The sequence below is a fragment of the Stenotrophomonas sp. YJH_SMC_101-4 genome, from assembly GCF_059370395.1.
Window position 1 is genome coordinate 102,288 of record NZ_JCAFTP010000004.1, and the last position, 18,019, is coordinate 120,306.

Below are 18,019 nucleotides of genomic sequence, written 5' to 3' on the forward strand. Positions count from 1 at the left end.
GCATGACCGATCCATCCCTGCACCACGCCTCTTCCGTCAGCGACGGTGACGGGCTGCGCCCGCAGCTGTCCGAACTGGTGGCCCTGCGCCGCCTTGCACAGCGTCCGCCGCCGCCACGCCGTGGCCGTGCCGGCAACGCCGGGCAGGCGCCGTCGCCGCTGCGTGGGCGTGGCATGGAATATGCCGAGTCACGCGAGTACGTGGCCGGTGATGATGCGCGGCATATCGACTGGCGGGTGACCGCACGGACCAGTCGTGCCCACACCAAACTGTTCCAGGCCGAACGCGAGCGGGTCAGCCTGATCGTGGCCGATACCTCGCCGGCCCTGTACTTCGGCACCCGCGTGCGCTTCAAATCGGTGCAGGCCGCACGTGCAGGCGCCGTCGCCGCGTGGTCGGCGCAACGTCGTGGCGATCGCATCGGTGCCCTGCGTGGCAGCGACCGTGAACCACCGATCGCACCGGCAGGAGGCCCGCGCGGCGTGCTGCGCGTGCTGGATGCGCTCACCCGCTGGTATGCGCAGCCCCCGGCCGATGACCTTGGCCTGGAACGCGCGCTGGACCATGCCGGTCGCGTCCTGCGCCCGGGTGCACGTGTGCTGGTGCTGGCCGATCCGCAGCAGGCCATCCGTATTCCGCCTGCGCGCTGGAGTGCGCTGGCCCAGCACCATGACCTCAGCCTGGTGCTGCTGGTCGATCCATTGGAACTGCAGCCTCCGTCGGCCGCGCTGCAGTTCCAGACCCTGCACCAGCGCATCGGCCTCGACCTGCGGCGCAGCGAGGTGCAGGCTCATTGGCAGGCCCACTTCGTCGAACCGCTGCAGGAACTGCGGCGCCAGCTGGGAGCGCGTCGCGTCGATGTGCAGGTGCTGTCCACCGATGCGCCCAGCGATGCCTGGCTGGCACCATCCCCCACCGAGGTGCCGGCATGAGCGCGAACCTGCCGCTGCGCGATGTGCAGCTGCCGCCGGCCCCATCATGGTGGCCACCGGCACCGGGCTATCTGATGATCGGCGGCGTGGTGCTGCTGTTGCTGGTGGCGATGGCCTTCCTGTGGTGGCAGCGCCGCCGACGCCGCCAACGCTGGTTGCAGGTGTTTGATCAGGAGCTGGCAACCACCGCCGATGCGGCTGCCGAACTGGCGGCGATCGCAGGGCTGCTGCGTCGCGCCGCACGCCAGACACAGCCCGGCAGTGAATCCCTGCGCGATGACGCCTGGTGGCAGCGCGTGGATCCGGAAGGCACGCTGCCCGCGGCACATCGCAGCCTGCTGGCGGAAGGTGCCTATCGCCCACGAGTGGACGCCAACGATGTGGCGGCGCTGCGCAGCTGGGCGCGCGAGCGCTACCTGGCCATGCTGCTGGAGCGCCGCCGATGAACCTGCTGGCAAGTTACTGGCCATGGCCGGACCTGCAGCTGGCGTGGCCGCTGGCCCTGCTGGCGCTGCCGTTGCCGTTGCTGATGCGCTGGTGGAAGCGTCGTGCCGACCCCGGCGCTGCACTGCGCGTGCCCTATGCAGCGACGGAACTGGAAGCGCTGGCCGGTGGCGGCCGCGTCGATGTGTCGTGGCTGCGCACGCTGCTGTTGTGGCTGGGCTGGTGCGCGCTGTGCATCGCGCTCACGCGCCCGCAGCAGTTGGGCGAGGCCATCACCCCGCCGCAGCAGGGCCGGCAGATGATGCTGGCAATGGACGTGTCCGGCAGCATGGGCGAGGGCGACATGGTGCTGGGCGGGCAGGCGGTGGATCGCCTGACCGCGGCCAAGGCCGTGCTCGCCGATTTCCTTGATCGTCGTGCCGGTGATCGCATCGGCCTGCTGATCTTCGGCGACCGCGCCTACACGCTTACGCCGCTTACTGCCGATCTGGCCAGCGTGCGCGACCAGCTGCGCGACAGCGTGGTCGGCCTGGCCGGGCGCGAGACGGCCATCGGTGATGCCATCGGCCTGGCAGTGAAACGCCTGCGCAGCCAACCCGAGGGACAGCGCGTGCTGATCCTGCTGACCGATGGCGTCAGCAACGCCGGCGTGCTTGAACCGCTGCGTGCGGCGGAAGTGGCCCGTGCCGAAGGTGTACGCATCCACACCGTCGCGTTTGGTGGCGATGGCAGCATGCGCCTGTTCGGCATTCCCATTTCCGCCGACCAGGATCCGGTCGACGAGGCCACCTTGAAGAAGATCGCGAGCATGACCGGCGGCCAGTTCTTCCGCGCCCGCGATACCGCGCAGCTGGCCGGCATCTACGCCGAACTGGACCGGCTGGAGCCGATCGCGGCGAAGGGGCCAAGCCTGCGGCCGCGCGAGGAGCGCTATGCCTGGCCGTTGGGCCTGGCGTTGTTGCTGGGTGCGTTGGCATGGGTGTGGCCGGAGCGCCGCCGATGATCGCGTTGGCATCCCATCTTCCCGACTGGAATGCGCTGCATTTCCTGCGCCCGGAATGGCTGTGGGCCTTGCTGGCATTGCCGCTGATCCTCGCGCTGGCGTTGTACCGGCAGCGGCGCAGCGATGTGTGGCGGACAGCGGTCGATGCCCACCTGTTGCCGCATCTGCTGGCTGCGGGCACGCGCCGCCGTGCACGCCTGCCCTGGGCCGTGCTGCTGGGCTGGACGCTGGCCTCGCTGGCCATGGCCGGGCCGAGCTGGCGCCAGCAGGCACAGCCGATGTTCCAGGCCAGCGCACCGCTGCTGGTCGTGCTGGATCTGTCCAGCCGGATCAATGCCACCGACCTGCCGCCGTCGCGCCTGCTGCAGGCCCGGGCGAAAGTGGGTGAGCTGCTGCGTGCCCGCCAGGGCGGACAGGTGGGCCTGGTGGTCTACGCCGAGGATGCCTACACCGTGGCGCCGCTGACCGACGACGGCAGCAACGTTGCGCTGTATCTGGACGCGTTGTCGCCGGATGTGATGCCACGCGACGGCCAGCGTGCCGACCGCGGTATCGACTGGGCGACGCGGTTGATGCGCCAGATCGGGGCATTGCGGGGGCAGATCCTGCTGGTCAGCGATCAGGCGGATGATGAAGCGGCACTGGCCGCCGCGCAGGCGCGCAGCCTCGGCCTGCAGGTGTCGGTACTGGGCCTGGGCACATCTGCCGGTGCGGCGTACCGGGATGGCAGTGGGCAGATCCGCCAGGCCACGCTGGATGAAGGCAGCCTGCGTGCGGTGGCTACGGCCGGTGGTGGCCGCTATGCCCGCATCGCCGCCGATGACAGTGATCTGCGCGCACTGGGTGTACTGGATGCACGCGAAGGTACTGCGGCGCAGCGGCCCGGGGAGGGCAAGCAATGGCGTGATGAAGGGTTCTGGCTGCTGCCACCGGTGATGCTGCTGGCGCTGCTGGCCTTCCGCCGCCGCGCGCTGCTGGCGGCGGTGCTGGCGGTGGGCCTGCTGCCGTGGATGAGTGATGTGCAGGCGCAGGCACCCGCCGTGCCGGCTTCACCGCCGGTGCAGGGCACACTGTGGAAGCGCGCCGACCAGGTGCAGCACCAGCGTCTGGCCGAAGGTGCGCAGGCGTACCGCAATGGCGATTTCGCCAGTGCCCGCAAGCAGTTCGAGGGCATCGACAGCGATGCGGGCTGGTACAACCTGGCCAATGCACTGGCCCGCCAAGGCAACTACGACGAAGCCATTGCCGCCTACGACCGCGCGCTGGCACTGCATCCCGGCATGGCCGACGCGGTCGCCAACCGTGCCGTGGTCGATGCCGCGCGCAAGCGCAAGCAGTCGGGTGGCAAAGGCCAGGATCAGCAGAAACCACCGCAGAACGGGCAGCAGAAGCCACCGCAGAACGGCCAGGGGCAGCAGAATCCGCAGGGCCAGCAGCCGCAGCAGGGCCAGCAGAATCCCGGCCAGGGCCAGCCGCAACCGGGCCAGCAGGGGCAGCCCAGGCCCGGTGACGACAAGAACCCGTCGAGCCCGCAGCCCGGCGAGCGTGGCCGCGATGGACAGCAGGCGCCACCACAGGTGGAGGATGCCAAGGCGCAGGCGCAGGCGGATGAGCAGCAGCGCCAGCGCATGCAGCAGGCAATGCAGCAGGCACGTGAGGGCAAGGGCGAACAGGATGGCAAGCCCGTGCCAGGCAGCGACGGCACCACCCCGCGCCAACGCGAGGAGCAACAGGCGGTGGAGGCGTGGATGCGGCGCGTACCGGATGATCCGGGCGCATTGCTGCGGGCCAAGTTCCAGCTGGAAAACGAACGCAGGAAGAGGGAAGGGCGATGACGCGGGCGACGAACATGCACGGGCGCTGGCCGCTGCAGGTGTTGGCGGCACTGCTGCTGTGGCTGCCGCTGCTGGCGTGGGCGCAGCCGCGCGCGTGGCTGGACCGCGACCGCATCGCGATGGGCGACACGGTTACCCTCAATGTCGAGAGCGATCAGGGCGCGCCAGACTTCACGCCGTTGCGTACCGACTTCGATCTCAGCGGCCAGACCAGCAGCCGTCAGGTGGAGTGGAGCAATGGCAGCATGCAGCAGCGCAATCTGTATGGCGTGGCACTCACGCCGCGGCGTAGCGGTGCACTGGTGGTGCCGGGCCTGCAGGTGGGCAGCGTACGTACTGCGCCGTTGACCCTGCAGGTGGATGCCGCTGCCGTGGCCGGCCCCGACAGCAACGCAGTGGCCTTCATCGAAACCGTTGTCGATGACCAGACGCCGTATGTGCAGCAGAGCGTAGGCGTGGTGGTGCGGTTGTATTTCGCCTCGCAGCTGGCCTCCGGCGAACTGGTGCTGGATACCCCGGCAGGTGCGTCGTTGCAGCGGGTGGGCGATGACCGCACCGATGTGCGGCAGGTCAATGGCCGCCGCTACAACGTGGTCGAGCGGCGCTTCCTGCTGATTCCTGAGCGCAGCGGTGCACTTCGGCTGGCCGGTGCGCGTTTCAGTGGGCGCAGTGCCGGTGGCTTCTTCGACGACTTCTTTGGTGGCGGCGACGGGCGGATGAATGCCACCGGCGCCGACCGCACGTTGCAGGTACAGGCACAGCCGGCACAGGCGCCGCAGCCGTGGCTGCCGCTGCAGGGCCTGCAGCTGCGCTACACCAGTGCACCGACCAGCGCACGTACCGGTGAGGCGGCCAACGTGGTGGTCGAGGCGATTGCCGACGGTGCCACCCGCGCGCAGTTCACCGACCTGCCGGTGCCCGACGTCGGCAGCGCCGCACAGGTGTTCGCCGAACCGGCGCAGTACGAAGAGACCTTCAACGGCAGCACGCCGCGCCTGAAGATCACCCGCCGTTATTCGATCGTGCCGCGCCAGCCGGGTTCGCTGGTGGTGCCGGGGCCGCGCCTGCCGTGGTGGGATGTTCGTGCGGGCAAGCCACAGGAAGCGAAGCTGCCGGACCTGACACTCGCCGTCGCAGCCGGTAATGGCGGTGGCAGTGCTTCACCTGCGCCGCTGCCGCCGATCGACACAGATGCTGCGCTGCCGGGGGGCGATGGCCAGGACAGCCGTATCGCGGCCACCGATCCGCGCGCCAGCGGCCTGGCCGTGCGTCCGTGGCCATGGATGGGCGCCGCCATCGGCCTGGCGCTGCTGTGGCTGCTGACCCTGCTGTGGGGCTGGCAGCGTGGCCGTCGCCCGCGCGTGGCGACGCCTGAGGCGGGCAGGGGGGCTGTGCTGGCTGTGGCGACTGGACGTGCCGGCCTGGCCGAACTGCGCCGCGCGCTGGATGGTGAAGGCTTCGATCAGGTAGAAGCTCAGCTGTGCGCGATGGCCGGCGTTGAACGCATCGAGCAGGTCATCGCGCGGTTGGATGACCCGGCCCAGCGCCAGGTGCTGCAGGACCTGCAACAGGCCCGCTGGGGCGGGCAAGGTGATCTGGCGCCGCTGCGCACGCGCCTGCGCGGGGTCTTCCGTGACGGACCGCACTGGTCGGCGGCTACCGGCGCCGCTGACACTGGCCTGGCGCCGCTGTATCCAACGCGGCGAACCTGAACCGGCGCCGCTTGCGCGCTTTGTTAGAGTGCATTCATTTTTCGAGGAAACCCGCGCATGACAGCAGCTGCTGCCGACAAGAAGAAGTTGCCCCTGCATTGGAAGATGGGCATCGGCTTTGCGATCGGCCTGATCCTGGGACTGATCGTGCACGCCCTGGGTGGCAGCGTCGATGGTCTGCAGGCCGGTGCCAAGTGGGTAATGGACTACATCACCACCCCGGCGTCGGGCCTGTTCCTCAACCTGATCTTCATGCTGATCGTGCCGCTGATCTTCTCGGCGCTGATCATGGGCGTGTCGGAGATGGGCGACATCCGCGCCCTCGGCCGCATCGGCTGGAAGACCCTCGCCTACACCGTGCTGCTGTCCGGCATCGCCGTGGGCATCGGCCTGGTGCTGGTCAACCTGCTCAAGCCGGGTGCCGGCGTCGACCCGCAGGTCGCCGCGATGATGCTGTCGGAGAACGCAGAGCGCAGCAAGGAAATCGTTGCTGGCATCCATGGCACGCCGAAGGGCATGGACATGCTGCTGTCGATCGTGCCGAGCAACGTGCTGCAGGCTGCATCGGACAACGGTGCGATCCTGTCGCTGATGTTCTTCGCGCTGATGTTCGGCATCGGCATGGTGCTGACCGACAACGAGAAGGTCGCCCCGCTGCGCCGCGCCATCGAAGGCGTGTTCGAAATCTCGATGACCCTGATCAACCTGGTCATCCGCCTGGCCCCGTATGCGGTGGCCTGCTTCATGTTCAACCTGGCCGCGCTGTTCGGCTTCGAGCTGATCATCCGCCTGGGCGCCTACGTGGGCGTGGTGGTGCTGGCGCTGGGCCTGCACATGATCGTGACCTACGGCACCGCCGTGTGGCTGTCCGGCCGCTCGCCGCTGTCGTTCTTCCGCGATACCCAGGAAGCGACGGTGATGGCGTTCTCCACCGCCTCCAGCAACGCCACCCTGCCGACCGCGCTGCGCGTGGCCGACCAGATGGGCCTGCCGCAGCGCGTGTCGCGCTTCGTGCTGACCGTGGGCGCCACCGCCAACCAGAACGGCACCGCGCTGTTCGAGGGCGTGACGGTGATCTTCCTGGCCCAGTTCTTTGGCGTGGACCTGAGCATCGGCCAGCAGATCATGGTGATGGCGGTCTGCATCCTCGGTGGCATCGGTACCGCTGGCGTGCCGTCCGGTTCGTTGCCGGTGGTGGCGATGATCTGCGCGATGGTGGGCGTGAACCCGCTGGGCATCGGCCTGATCCTGGGCGTGAACCACTTCCTGGACATGTGCCGTACCGCCCTGAACGTGACCGGCGACCTGGCCCTGACCACCCTGGTGGCCAAGGGCGAGTCCCACGACGGCCCGGCGCTTACGCCCCACCAGGACTGAGTCCAAGGCCACTGCTGGCGACCTGATCGGGGTCGGATTCCTTTCTGCAGGGAAAGGTATCCGACCCCTTTTCACATGCGGAATCCGGCGGAGATCATGAAAGTGCCGGCCAGCGGCCGGCACGACCGGGCAAGGTGAACCGACCCCCCGCCCGGCGACTATGGGACAATAGGCCGCCCGCACGTCCGCGGCCGCCTCCCGATTCCGACAGAACCATGACGCAGCCTACCCGTCGCCAGTTGGCCAACGCCATCCGCTTCCTTGCCGCCGATGCGGTTGAAACCGCAAAGTCCGGCCACCCCGGCATGCCCATGGGCATGGCCGACATCGCCGAAGTCCTCTGGAACGACTACCTCCGCCACAACCCGAGCAATCCGCACTGGTTCAACCGCGACCGTTTCGTGCTGTCCAACGGCCACGGTTCGATGCTGCAGTACGCGCTGCTGCACCTGAGCGGTTACGACCTGCCGATCGAGCAGCTGAAGCTGTTCCGCCAGCTGGGCAGCCACACCGCCGGCCACCCGGAACGCCATGAGACCCCGGGCGTGGAAACCACCACCGGCCCGCTGGGCCAGGGTTTCGCCAACGCTGTGGGCTTCGCCCTGGCCGAGAAGCTGCTGGCACAGCGCTTCAACCGCCCGGAGCTGGAAGTGGTCGACCACCGCACCTGGGTGTTCATGGGCGATGGCTGCCTGATGGAAGGCGTGTCGCATGAAGCGGCGTCGCTGGCCGGTACCTGGGGCCTGCACAAGCTGGTCTGCTTCTGGGACAACAACCACATCTCCATCGACGGCAACGTCGAGGGCTGGTTCACCGACAACACCCCGGAGCGTTTCGAAGCCTATGGCTGGAACGTGGTCCGTGACGTCGATGGCCACGACCCGGAAAGCATCAAGGCCGGCATCGAGGCCGCGCTGTCGCAGAGCGACAAGCCGACCCTGATCTGCTGCCGCACCACCATTGGTTTTGGTTCGCCGAACAAGGCGGGCAAGGAATCCAGCCACGGCGCACCGCTGGGCAAGGACGAACTGGAAGCCACCCGCAAGCAGCTGGGCTGGGAGTATGGTCCGTTCGAGATCCCGCAGGCGATCTACGACGGCTGGCGCGCCAATGGCGCCGGCACCCTGCGCCAGGCCGAGTGGGAACAGCTGTTCGACAAGTACGCCAGCCAGTACCCGGGCGAGGCCGCCGAACTGACCCGTCGTTCGCACGGCGAACTGCCGGCCGACTTCGTTGCCAAGGCCGATGCCTACATCGCCCAGGTGGCGGCTGAAGGCCCGACGATCGCCTCGCGCAAGGCCTCGCAGCTGGCCATCGAAGCCTATGCCCCGCTGTTGCCGGAAATCGTCGGCGGCTCGGCCGACCTGGCGCACTCCAACCTGACCCTGTGGAAGGGCAGCAAGTCCGTTGCCAGCGACGACGCCAACGCCAACTACGTGTACTACGGCGTGCGCGAGTTCGGCATGACCGCCATTGCCAATGGCCTGGCCCTGCACGGTGGCTTCATTCCGTTCGACGCCACCTTCCTGGTGTTCAGCGACTACGCCCGCAACGGCGTGCGCATGAGCGCGCTGATCCCGGCCCACGCCATCCACGTCTACACCCACGATTCGATCGGCCTGGGCGAAGACGGCCCGACCCACCAGCCGGTGGAGCACCTGGCCTCGCTGCGCTACATCCCGAACAACGACGTGTGGCGTCCGTGCGATGCGGTCGAGTCGGCAGTGAGCTGGAAGGCCGCGATCACCCGCCAGGACGGCCCGAGCTGTCTGGTGTTCAGCCGCCAGAACCTGCCGCACCAGCCGCGCAACGCCGAGCAGATCGCCCAGATCGAGCGCGGTGGCTACGTGCTGGCCGATGCCGCCGGCACTCCGGACGTGATCCTGATCGCCACCGGTTCGGAAGTTTCGCTGGCCACTGAAGCCAAGGCCCAGCTGGATGCGGCCGGCCTCAAGACCCGCGTGGTCTCGATGCCGTCCACCGACGTGTTCCTGCGCCAGGATGCGGCCTACCGTGAATCGGTGCTGCCGAACGCCGTGCGCAAGCGCGTGGCCGTGGAAGCCGGCGTCACCGGCTTCTGGCGCCAGTTCGTCGGCCTGGACGGTGCAGTGATCGGCATTGACACCTTCGGTGCCTCGGCCCCGGCCGACCAGCTGTACAAGCACTTCGGCATCACCACCGCCCACGTGGTGGAAGCCGCCAAGGCGCTGTAAGCAGCATCGCAGCGTGATGAAGGAAAGGCCGGCGCAAGCCGGCCTTTCTCGTTTTCCTGGGTAGATCCACGCCATGCGTGGACGAGAAAAGGGGACGGCGTGTTCCGCCCGACGGCGCCGCTGTCGCGTTGGCCTCTTCATCTGGCCTGCGTTCCTTGCGAAAAGGAGAGTCTGCCGAGACAACCTCAATAGTAAAAATGGTCAACAAGCGCGGCGCAGAGACCTATACTGGATTTGCGGAGTGTAAGGTGTGGCCTTACACTGGTGCTGCATGATCGTCAGCTTCAGGCATAAGGGCCTGAAGGCGCTCTATGAGCGGGGCGACATTTCCGGAGTCCGTGCCGATCATGTGGCTCGGTTGCGGCGTTTGCTTCTGCAGTTGGATCAAGCCCGGCTGCCTGGAGACATGGGGCTGCCCGGAAATCGCCTGCATCCCCTGCACGGAAGCTATAGCGGCTACTGGGCTGTGAATGTCTCGGCGAGTTGGCGATTGGTGTTCCGCTTTCGTGGGCTCGACGTCGAACTGGTCGATTACCTTGATTACCACTAGGAGTCTGCTCGATGCCGTTGCATGATCCGCCGCATCCAGGAGAATCGCTGCGCGAAGACATCCTGCCGGCGATCAGCATGTCCATCAGTGCGCTGGCGCAGCACCTTGGTTATTCCCGTGGACAGCTGTCGACCATCATCAACGGGCACGCCGGCATCTCTGCTGAACTCGCGTACCGTCTTGAACTTGCGGGCCTCGGCAGTGCTCGTATGTGGCTGGCGATGCAGGCGGCCTATGACCTGTGGCAGGTCGAGCATCGAGAGCATCCGCCCATTGCCCGCCTGTATCTTGAGGATGCAGTGAGGATCGGACAGTAGATCCGCGCCATGCATGAATAAAGAAGGGGACGGAGGGGATCAAGTCGTTTGTGCATGAACGACTTGATCCCCTCCGTCCCCTTTTCTCAGGCAGTGCGTGCCAGCGCCAGGCGCAGCAGTCGCGCGTCCAGGCGCTCTGCGAAATCCGTCGGAGCCTGCAGGCCCATGCGCTGCAGGTACACCGCATCGCCGTCGCCGGCCGGTTGCCGCAGCGCTGCCCAGACGGTACGCAGCTTGTCGCCGCGGGTCTGTGTGTTGGCCTTCAGCCAACCCAGCGCTTTCACCAGTACCTGCTCGATCTCGTTGAAGTCGCTGCCCAACGGATAGTCCGGCAGGCTGCCATCGGCGCGGAACGGTGCCAGCGCTGCCGCCAATGCCTGCGGCGTATTGCGCTGCAGACGCGCCGGGTCCGGTTGCGCGGTCGCCAGCAGCTTGCACGCGGCATGTGCCTGCTGCAGCAGATCGCCCTGGAACGGGGCTTCGGTGATCGCGGTCATCGCATGCACGCAGTCCTCGTCGGTCAGACCTCGCAGGTCGGCGATGCCGTACTCGTTCAGGTAGATATCGCGCAGGTGGCGCGGGATGGTGGTGTGCCCGTAGTTCCAGCGCACGTTGGACTCGCGCCGGCCCTTGTCATCGCGCGCGGCGCGGAACATCAGCACGCTGCGCGCTTCCGGCAGGGCATGTGCCATCGCCACGAAGTTGTACTGGCCACCCACGCCGGACACCACGCGGCCATCGTCCAGCGCATCCGACACCGCTGCGCCCAGCGCGGTGGCCATCATGCAGGAGTTGAAGAAGCGCGCATGGCGGCGCTGCAGGCGTTCCAGCGTTTCGTTGCCACCGTACAGCTGGTTGATCTCGCTGATGCGGCGCATGCCGATTGCACGGCATTCGTCTTCCGGCAGCGTGCGCAACCACTCGTAGAACTCCGGCGAACCCAGGTAGAACGCGCCATGCAGGTACTCGCCCTCGGCGGCCAGGGTGGCGTGGTCGATGGACAGTGTGCTGCCATTTTCGATGCGCTGCATCAGCGCCAGGTCATCGTGTACCTTGCGCTTGATCACCCCGGTCTGCACCAGCCGCCGGAAGCCCTCGTTGAGCATCTCGCTGCAGCCGTACAGGCCCACTTCGAACGGATCGAGCCCGCCGATCTCCTGCACCAGCGGGTGGCTGGCCAGCTGCGGATCCAGCGCATGCAGCACGCGGCGGTAGCGCGCGTTGTCGGTGTGGCGCAGCACAAGCGCATGGCTGAGCGCGTCGGCCAACGTGCCGATACCGATCTGCAGAGTGCCGCCGTCGCGCACCAGCGTGCTGGCGTACAGGCCGATGGCGTAGTCGGCATCGCCGACCGGCTGCCGCGGCAGCCCGAACAGCGCCGGGTACGGCGGCGGCGGGGTGATCACCAGATCGAAGAACGACACATCGACCGTCGCCGAGCCGCCCAGATAGGGCAGCTGCGGATCGATCTCGGCGATCATCAATGGGCGCGGCAGGCCGCGCGCGGTCATCGCATCCAGGGTGTCCTGGGTGATGTCGTTGTTGCACGACAACGACAGCCGACGGTCATCCGGCCGCATCGCCACCTTCTGCACGATCACCTGCGGCGCGCGCTGGGCGACCGCATCGGCGGCGTGGGTGTAGTTCAGGCTGGTGTAGCTGGACTGCGCCTGCCGCGAACCGAGCAGGGCGCCGGACTGCATGTAGAACTCTTCCACCTGCACATGTGCCGGCAACGCGTCGCGCGCGATCGCATCGGCATAGGCCAGGCGCGGGAAATCGTCGCCGAAATGGCGCTGCGCGAACGGTGCCATGAAGCGCGCTTCCAGACCGTTGCCGCGCGCCTTCGGCGGGTTGAGCGACAGCGCGGTATACAGCTGCAGCGGCCGCGAAGGGTCGTGCTCGACGCGTGCGTACAGGGCATTGAGCAACCGGTGTGGCTTGCCCAGTGCCAGCGGTGCCCCGATCCGCAGCGGCCCGTCCACGCGCGCAAACAACCAGTCGACGGCGGCGTCCAGGTCGGTGAGGTGTTCGGTCATGCGCGGCGGTCCTGCGTGTGGGGGGAGTGCTGGCATTACAGCATGTCGGGCTTGAACCGCCGTCGACGCGAGACTTCGGCGCCGGACACCATGAACTGCCCATCGCCCCGGTAGTGCACCGTGCGCGGCAGCTTCGGCCGGGGCGCGACGTGGGCACGCACGATTTCCCAGATGAACAGGTTGCTCGATTGCACCTGGCTGTCGTCGTAGAGACGGCATTCGAAGCAGGAATGGCATTGCCCGACCAGCGGCGCGCCGACCTCGCGCGCAGGTACTGCATCCAGCCCGAAACGCGCGAACTTGTCGACCTCGCGGCCGCTGCAGTTGCCGATGTCGACCACGGTATCGAGCAGCTCCACGCCGGGTACGTTGATCACGCACTCGCCACTACTGACGGCCAGTGCATGGCTGTGGTTTTCATTCCACAGGTAGGTGGCGACCAGCGACGGCGAAAAGCCCATCACCATGTGCCAGCCCATCGTCATCAGGTTGCGCTGGCCCTGCCACGCGGTACTGACCAGCACGATCGGGCCGGGTTCGAGGAAGCGGCGCGCCTGCTCGACCGGGAAATCCTTCTTGGACAGCGCTTTCATCCGGGGCCTGGGGCGGGAGGAATCGATGCTGGCGCAGCCGGGATGAACCCGGAGTCGAGGGGGCTTGACAGATGATTCGATTACGCGCGTAATCGGGTTGTCGATTACGGATGTAAACCATGACCCCGATCAGCGAAGCCGAAGCCGTTGTGATGGAGGTGCTGTGGCAGCAGGCACCGCGTAGCGCCGATGACGTGGTGGCCGCGCTGGCCCACCGCGACTGGGCCGAGCCGACCATCAAGACCCTGCTCAACCGCCTGCTGACCAAGGGCGCGATCGCTGCCGAGCGCGATGGCCGGCGCTACCTGTACCGGCCGCTGCTGCAGCGCCAGGCATGGGTGGAGGCGCAGAGCCAGGACTTCATCGGGCGTGTTTTCGAGGGGCGCGTGGCGCCGCTGGTCGCGCACTTCAGCGAGCGCGGCCAGTTGAGCGCGCAGGACATCGCCGAACTGAAGAAGCTGATCCAGGAGCTGGACCATGACTGAGCTGCTCGACGGATTGTGGCAGGCCAGCCTGTGGCTGGCGGTGGGCGCGGTCCTGCTGGCAGTAATGCGACCGCTGCTGGTGCGGATGGGCGGCGCGGGGCTGGCCTACCGCAGCTGGTGGCTGCTGCCGATGCTGCTGGCGGCACTGATGCTGCCGTTGCCGCAGGTTGCGTTGTTGCAGCAGGTGCCCACGCTGCCGCTGAAAGTGATGCCCGGTGCCATCGATGCCCTGAACGGGCCGTCGTTGCCATGGGCCGGGCTGTTGCTGGTGCTGTGGGCATTGGGCACGGGCCTGTGCCTGCTGCGCGACCTGCGCGCACAGCGTCGTTTCGAACGGCGGATGGGCCCACTGAAGCCGCGCGCCGATGGCAGCTGGCAGGCCAGCGGCGACCCCGGCCTGCCGGCGCTGGTTGGCCTGTGGCGGCCGCGCATCGTGGTCGGTCCGGCATTCGACCAGCAGTTCAGCGCACAGGAACAGGGGCTGATCCTGCAGCACGAGCGCAGCCATCGCCGCCATGGCGATCACTGGGCCAACGGCGCTCTGCTGCTGGCGCGCGCGGTGTTCTGGTTCCACCCGCTGCTGCCATGGGCGGCACGCCGCTTCCTGCGCGATCAGGAACTGGCCTGCGATGCCCGCACCATCGGTCCGCAGCCTGCGCTGCGCGGCCTCTATGCCAGCACGCTGCTGAAGGCGCAGCTGGTCCACCCGGTTGCGCCCGCGGTCTGCCATTGGCGCAGCCAACCCGTGTTGAAGGAGCGTATCGCCATGTTGAAGCAGTCCAAGCGGAAGGCATTGCCGTGGGTGTCCGGGCAGGTGCTGGTGGTCGGGTTGTGTGTGGGCATGGGGGCGGTGGCATGGGCCAGCCAGGGCGGTGCGGCCGGTGGCACCCGGATCGGTGTCGAGCCGTTCGAACATGCGCAGGACGATGCGGCCAAGGCGGGGTTGGACCGGCCGATCCAGGTGGACAAGATGCCGCCGCCGTCCTATCCGAAGTCCGCCGTCGAGCAACGCCAGGTAGGCGTGGTCAATCTGCGCATCGAAGTGGATGCACAGGGCCATCCGACCGATGTGCGGGTACTCAGTGCGACCAATCCGGGGGTGTTCGACGCCGTCTCCATCGCCGCCGCGCGCAGCTGGACCTATCGTCCCGCGGTGAAGAACGGCAAGCCGGTGGCCGGTGCCGTACGCATTCCGATCACCTACGCCATGGATGACACCGAGGACGCGAAGTGAAGTCCGCGCCGCTGTTGATGATGGCGGCGCTGCTGGTGGGGTGTGCAACCCAGGATCGCCTGACCACCGTCGATACCCGCAGCGAGAATGTCGGTCACCAGCGCCTGCAGCCGCAGGCGGGCGGCGGCAGTGGGCAGCTGCAGGTGTATTCGCTGGGTGCGACCGAGGGCTACCGGATGCCGCAACTGTACGCGGCACCGGACCCGGAGGTCGGTGATCGCGACCCGCGTGCGGAACTGGCGCCGACCACCATCTGCCTGCAGGTGGTGGTTGATGCCAACGGCGACGTCGAGCGCAGCCTGCCATTGACCGATCGCCCGGAGTGCGCGGCAGGTGCTGCGGGCGAGAATGCGCCCCTGCTGCAGGCAGCGCAGGAAGCCGTGGCGATGTGGAAGTACTCGTCCGCAGCGGTCTGCCACTTCGCGGCCGGCAAGGTGCCTGCCAATCGCGGTGACTGCCGGGGCGCCGAGCGTGTCGAGCCGGTGGCCGTCACCCTGCAATATGCCTTTACCTTCGAGATCGTGAAGGGCCAGCACGTGGTGCGCACGCAGGGAAAATGATCGCTCGCGATGACCGGGGTAGCGCCGGGCCATGCCCGGCGGGCGCAGCGGCGTGGATCAGGCCCCGCCCTGGATGTTGGCCTTCACTGCGGGCTGCATCAGCTTCGGTTCTTCCAGCGTCGCATCGCGGGCCTGGCGCACGCTGACGAACTCTGCCTCGGCTACGCCGTCGTGCACGTGGATGTTGTGCGCGCGCTGTTGGCCGATGGTGGTTTCGTTGGCGAACCCGCGGCCACCCGGGCCGTAGTCGTGGCAGACAAACACGCGCGTCGCATCGGGCAGGGCCAGCAGGCGCTGGATCGAGCGGTACAACTGCGCGGCATCGCCGCCCGGGAAATCGCAGCGGGCAGTGCCGCCGTCGGGCATGAACAGCGAGTCGCCGGTGAACAGCGCATTGTCGATCAGATAGGCGATGCTGTCGCTGGTGTGGCCGGGCACGGCGATCACCTGGCAGCGCAGTTCACCCAAAGCGAAGGTTTCGCCATCGCTGAACAGGTGGTCGAAGATCTCATCGGCCGCGGGAAGCTGCAGGCCATAGCGCGGTGCAAACGTGGCCTGCACCGCGCGGATGCCTTCACCGATGGCCAGCGTGGCCTGCGGGAAGCGTTGCTTGAGCCGGCGCCCGGCCGACACATGGTCGGCGTGGGCATGGGTTTCCAGCAGCCAGCGCAGCTGCAGGCCCTGTTGTTCGATGGCCTGCAACGCGGCATGCAACGGCGCTTCACTGCTGGCGTCGGTATCCGGGTCGTAGTCCAGGACCGGGTCGATCAGCGCCGCCTCGCCGCTGGCCACGTCGCTGACCAGGTAGCTGAAGGTGTTGCTGTCACGGTGGAAGAACGACTGCACCTGGACCGACATCGGAACTCTCCTCAGCGCGTGCCGAGCACGCGGTTCAGCAACTGCGCCAGGTTCTCACCGGCCAGTCGCAGCTGCGCTTCGGCCAGCGGCCGGTAGCGCTCGGTGTATTCGTCACCGATTTTACGCGTGGCCGGATAAACGCCAGCTTGCATGGAGATGCGGCAGCTGGCTTCGGCCCACGTCTGCGGGTCGCGCTGCGGGTGGGACTGGCGCGCGAGCTTCGGTGCGCGCTGGCTCTGCAGCACCGGCAGGTAGCCGGCGTCGTCCAGCTTGCGGGTGTTGAGCATGCCGCTGTCCCACAGCGAGTGCAGGTTGGTACCGCGGTTGCCGAACTGCAGCTGGAAATCGTTGCCGCCCTTGTCGTGGGCGTAACCGGCGTGCATCGGCTGGTGGATGTCGCCGACCAGATGCACCACGAACTTCAGCGCCTGCAGGCGCTCGCCGTCGGTCAGGCTGCGATCGCCGAGGATGGCGCTCTGTGCCTTCAGGGCCTCGACGATGCAGTTGCCGTTTTTGCAGTGCTTCGGTGCTTCGTAGTGGCAGTTGTCTTCGGCGATGTTGACGTAGTGCCAGCCGGCCGAGCGGCGGCCCAGGCCCGGGTCCTTGGCGCGCAGCTGGTCGGCCCACGGCGCGATGCTGGCCAGCGTGGCGTCCGGTTCGGTGGCCAGCAGGCGGTCCACTTCGGCGCGGGCGGTGGGGTTGAGGCGGGCGTCGGCGACTTCGGCGACAAGGCGGTGGCCTTGCGCGCCCCAGGCATGTGCGGGGGCGGAGACGGACAGCAGGGCCGGCGCCAGGGCGGCGGCGAGGAACAGGGAGTGCAGGGCTTTCATGCGCACATTCTAGCGGGGTAGGTGGATTGAAGAGCGGCGCGTTCCTGTTCCGAAGTGGGAGCGCAGAGGAATGGGTTTACGGCGTGTCCCGGCTCCGCTCCCCGCCTTGCCCCAGCTCCGGAACCGCTTCAGTCCCAGGCACAAAAAAGCCCCGGCAATCACCGGGGCAACATGCTGCGAGGGTTTTGCGTGCGGCGGGGGAGCGGGGGCGAAGCCCCCGCGCTCAACACACCGCTTTAGAACTTGAAGACGTACGAAGCGCCATAGACCAGCGGATCGATGTTGACCGTGCCGATCTTCTCGCCGTTCAACTTCACCTTGCTGTCGATGTCGATCCAGCGCATGTCCACGCGCAGCGCGCCCTTCTCGCCGATCGCGAAGTCCACGCCCGCATGCGCGGCCAGGCCCCACGAATCCTGCAGCTTCAGGCGGCTGTCCTTCAGCGCACCGGTGGTGTCTTCGCTGAAGAAGGTGGTGTAGTTCACGCCCGCACCGATGAACGGCGACACCTTGCCCTTGCTGTTGAAGTGGTACTGCACGGTCACCACCGGCGGCAGCTGCTTGGTGCTGCCCACGCGGCCCAGGCCATTGATGTTGATGTCGTGCTTGAACGGCAGCGCGGCCAGCACTTCGATGCCCAGGTTGTCGGCGATGAAGTACTCACCGGTGATGGTCGGCTTGACGTCGTTGTCGACGTCGACCTTCAGGGTGTGGCCGGCCAGCCAGCCGTTGTTCGACTTCGGGGCCACCTGGTGCACGCCGGCGGAAAGGGTCCAGTCGCCCTTGGACTGGGCCATGGCCGGGGCGGCGGCGAGCGACAGGGCGGCGGCCAGGCTGGCCACGATCAGGGGGGAGGTCTTGCGCATGGGGGTGATCTCGTTGCTGGGTGGATGTGGCCAGTTTCGGCCTCACATCGCGCTAACGCTTTGATCCGGATCAAATCCTGTCTGCCGGCCCGCTGCCCGCCGGGGCTGGCCCGCGGTGGCCAGCCCCGGTTTGCTAGACTTGTGGGCCCTATCCATCCCGCCGCACCCGTC

Annotated in this window: 17 protein-coding genes; 12 read left to right on the forward strand and 5 right to left on the reverse strand. The window is 67.6% G+C overall.

Annotated elements, in window-relative coordinates; all coding sequences use genetic code 11:
* Positions 1-2: 2 nt before the first annotated feature.
* The 9 genes from AC5P8D_RS14785 (at position 3) to AC5P8D_RS14825 (ending at position 10,383) form a co-directional block, all read left to right on the forward strand.
* Positions 3-932, forward strand: a complete 930-nt coding sequence (locus AC5P8D_RS14785; protein WP_049481676.1) for a DUF58 domain-containing protein — start codon at positions 3-5, stop codon at positions 930-932.
* Positions 929-1,378, forward strand: coding sequence for a DUF4381 family protein (locus AC5P8D_RS14790; RefSeq protein WP_049481677.1), 450 nt, complete (start codon positions 929-931; stop codon positions 1,376-1,378). Before AC5P8D_RS14785 ends, AC5P8D_RS14790 begins: the two co-directional genes overlap by 4 nt.
* Positions 1,375-2,379, forward strand: a complete 1,005-nt coding sequence (locus tag AC5P8D_RS14795) for a vWA domain-containing protein (RefSeq protein WP_019338744.1) — start codon at positions 1,375-1,377, stop codon at positions 2,377-2,379. Before AC5P8D_RS14790 ends, AC5P8D_RS14795 begins: the two co-directional genes overlap by 4 nt.
* Positions 2,376-4,214: a tetratricopeptide repeat protein gene (locus tag AC5P8D_RS14800; RefSeq protein WP_197602138.1), complete on the forward strand. Its 1,839-nt coding sequence runs from the start codon at positions 2,376-2,378 to the stop codon at positions 4,212-4,214. The genes AC5P8D_RS14795 and AC5P8D_RS14800 overlap by 4 nt, the downstream gene beginning before the upstream one ends.
* Positions 4,211-5,926, forward strand: a complete 1,716-nt coding sequence (locus AC5P8D_RS14805; protein WP_495203447.1) for a BatD family protein — start codon at positions 4,211-4,213, stop codon at positions 5,924-5,926. The genes AC5P8D_RS14800 and AC5P8D_RS14805 overlap by 4 nt, the downstream gene beginning before the upstream one ends.
* A gap of 57 nt (positions 5,927-5,983) precedes the next feature.
* Positions 5,984-7,303: a dicarboxylate/amino acid:cation symporter gene (locus AC5P8D_RS14810; RefSeq protein WP_043403118.1), complete on the forward strand. Its 1,320-nt coding sequence runs from the start codon at positions 5,984-5,986 to the stop codon at positions 7,301-7,303.
* A gap of 215 nt (positions 7,304-7,518) precedes the next feature.
* Positions 7,519-9,516, forward strand: coding sequence for a transketolase (gene tkt, locus AC5P8D_RS14815; protein ID WP_010484072.1), 1,998 nt, complete (start codon positions 7,519-7,521; stop codon positions 9,514-9,516).
* A gap of 271 nt (positions 9,517-9,787) precedes the next feature.
* Positions 9,788-10,066 carry a type II toxin-antitoxin system RelE/ParE family toxin gene (locus AC5P8D_RS14820; RefSeq protein ID WP_010484073.1) on the forward strand — a complete coding sequence of 93 codons (279 nt, stop codon included), beginning with the start codon at positions 9,788-9,790 and terminating at the stop codon, positions 10,064-10,066.
* 11 nt (positions 10,067-10,077) lie between these two features.
* Positions 10,078-10,383 (forward strand): HigA family addiction module antitoxin, encoded by a 306-nt coding sequence (locus AC5P8D_RS14825; protein ID WP_010484074.1) that lies wholly within the window; start codon positions 10,078-10,080, stop codon positions 10,381-10,383.
* 86 nt (positions 10,384-10,469) lie between these two features.
* Here the strand turns inward: AC5P8D_RS14825 and AC5P8D_RS14830 are convergent, their stop codons facing one another.
* Complete coding sequence (locus tag AC5P8D_RS14830; protein ID WP_049453717.1) at positions 10,470-12,422, reverse strand: acetyl-CoA hydrolase/transferase C-terminal domain-containing protein; 1,953 nt, start codon at positions 12,420-12,422, stop codon at positions 10,470-10,472.
* A 35-nt stretch (positions 12,423-12,457) separates the two neighbouring features.
* Complete coding sequence (locus AC5P8D_RS14835) at positions 12,458-13,015, reverse strand: flavin reductase family protein (protein WP_019660006.1); 558 nt, start codon at positions 13,013-13,015, stop codon at positions 12,458-12,460.
* Between the two features lie 119 nt (positions 13,016-13,134).
* On the opposite strand from AC5P8D_RS14835, the gene AC5P8D_RS14840 reads away from it, so the two are divergent.
* Genes AC5P8D_RS14840 through AC5P8D_RS14850 form a run of 3 tightly spaced genes read left to right on the forward strand, consistent with a single transcriptional unit; the run spans position 13,135 to position 15,294 of the window.
* Positions 13,135-13,500 carry a BlaI/MecI/CopY family transcriptional regulator gene (locus tag AC5P8D_RS14840; protein WP_010484077.1) on the forward strand — a complete coding sequence of 122 codons (366 nt, stop codon included), beginning with the start codon at positions 13,135-13,137 and terminating at the stop codon, positions 13,498-13,500.
* Positions 13,493-14,734, forward strand: coding sequence for a M56 family metallopeptidase (locus AC5P8D_RS14845; RefSeq protein ID WP_433897078.1), 1,242 nt, complete (start codon positions 13,493-13,495; stop codon positions 14,732-14,734). The genes AC5P8D_RS14840 and AC5P8D_RS14845 overlap by 8 nt, the downstream gene beginning before the upstream one ends.
* Positions 14,731-15,294 (forward strand): hypothetical protein, encoded by a 564-nt coding sequence (locus AC5P8D_RS14850; RefSeq protein WP_010484079.1) that lies wholly within the window; start codon positions 14,731-14,733, stop codon positions 15,292-15,294. The genes AC5P8D_RS14845 and AC5P8D_RS14850 overlap by 4 nt, the downstream gene beginning before the upstream one ends.
* A 57-nt stretch (positions 15,295-15,351) precedes the next feature.
* Here the strand turns inward: AC5P8D_RS14850 and AC5P8D_RS14855 are convergent, their stop codons facing one another.
* The 3 genes from AC5P8D_RS14855 to AC5P8D_RS14865 form a co-directional block, all read right to left on the reverse strand.
* Entirely contained in the window at positions 15,352-16,152 is an 801-nt protein-coding gene (locus AC5P8D_RS14855) for an MBL fold metallo-hydrolase (protein WP_019338736.1), read from the reverse strand.
* Between the two features lie 11 nt (positions 16,153-16,163).
* Positions 16,164-16,982, reverse strand: coding sequence for a S1/P1 nuclease (locus AC5P8D_RS14860; protein ID WP_224328483.1), 819 nt, complete (start codon positions 16,980-16,982; stop codon positions 16,164-16,166).
* Between the two features lie 236 nt (positions 16,983-17,218).
* Positions 17,219-17,848, reverse strand: coding sequence for an OmpW/AlkL family protein (locus AC5P8D_RS14865; protein WP_191863586.1), 630 nt, complete (start codon positions 17,846-17,848; stop codon positions 17,219-17,221).
* Between the last annotated feature and the right edge of the window lie 171 nt (positions 17,849-18,019).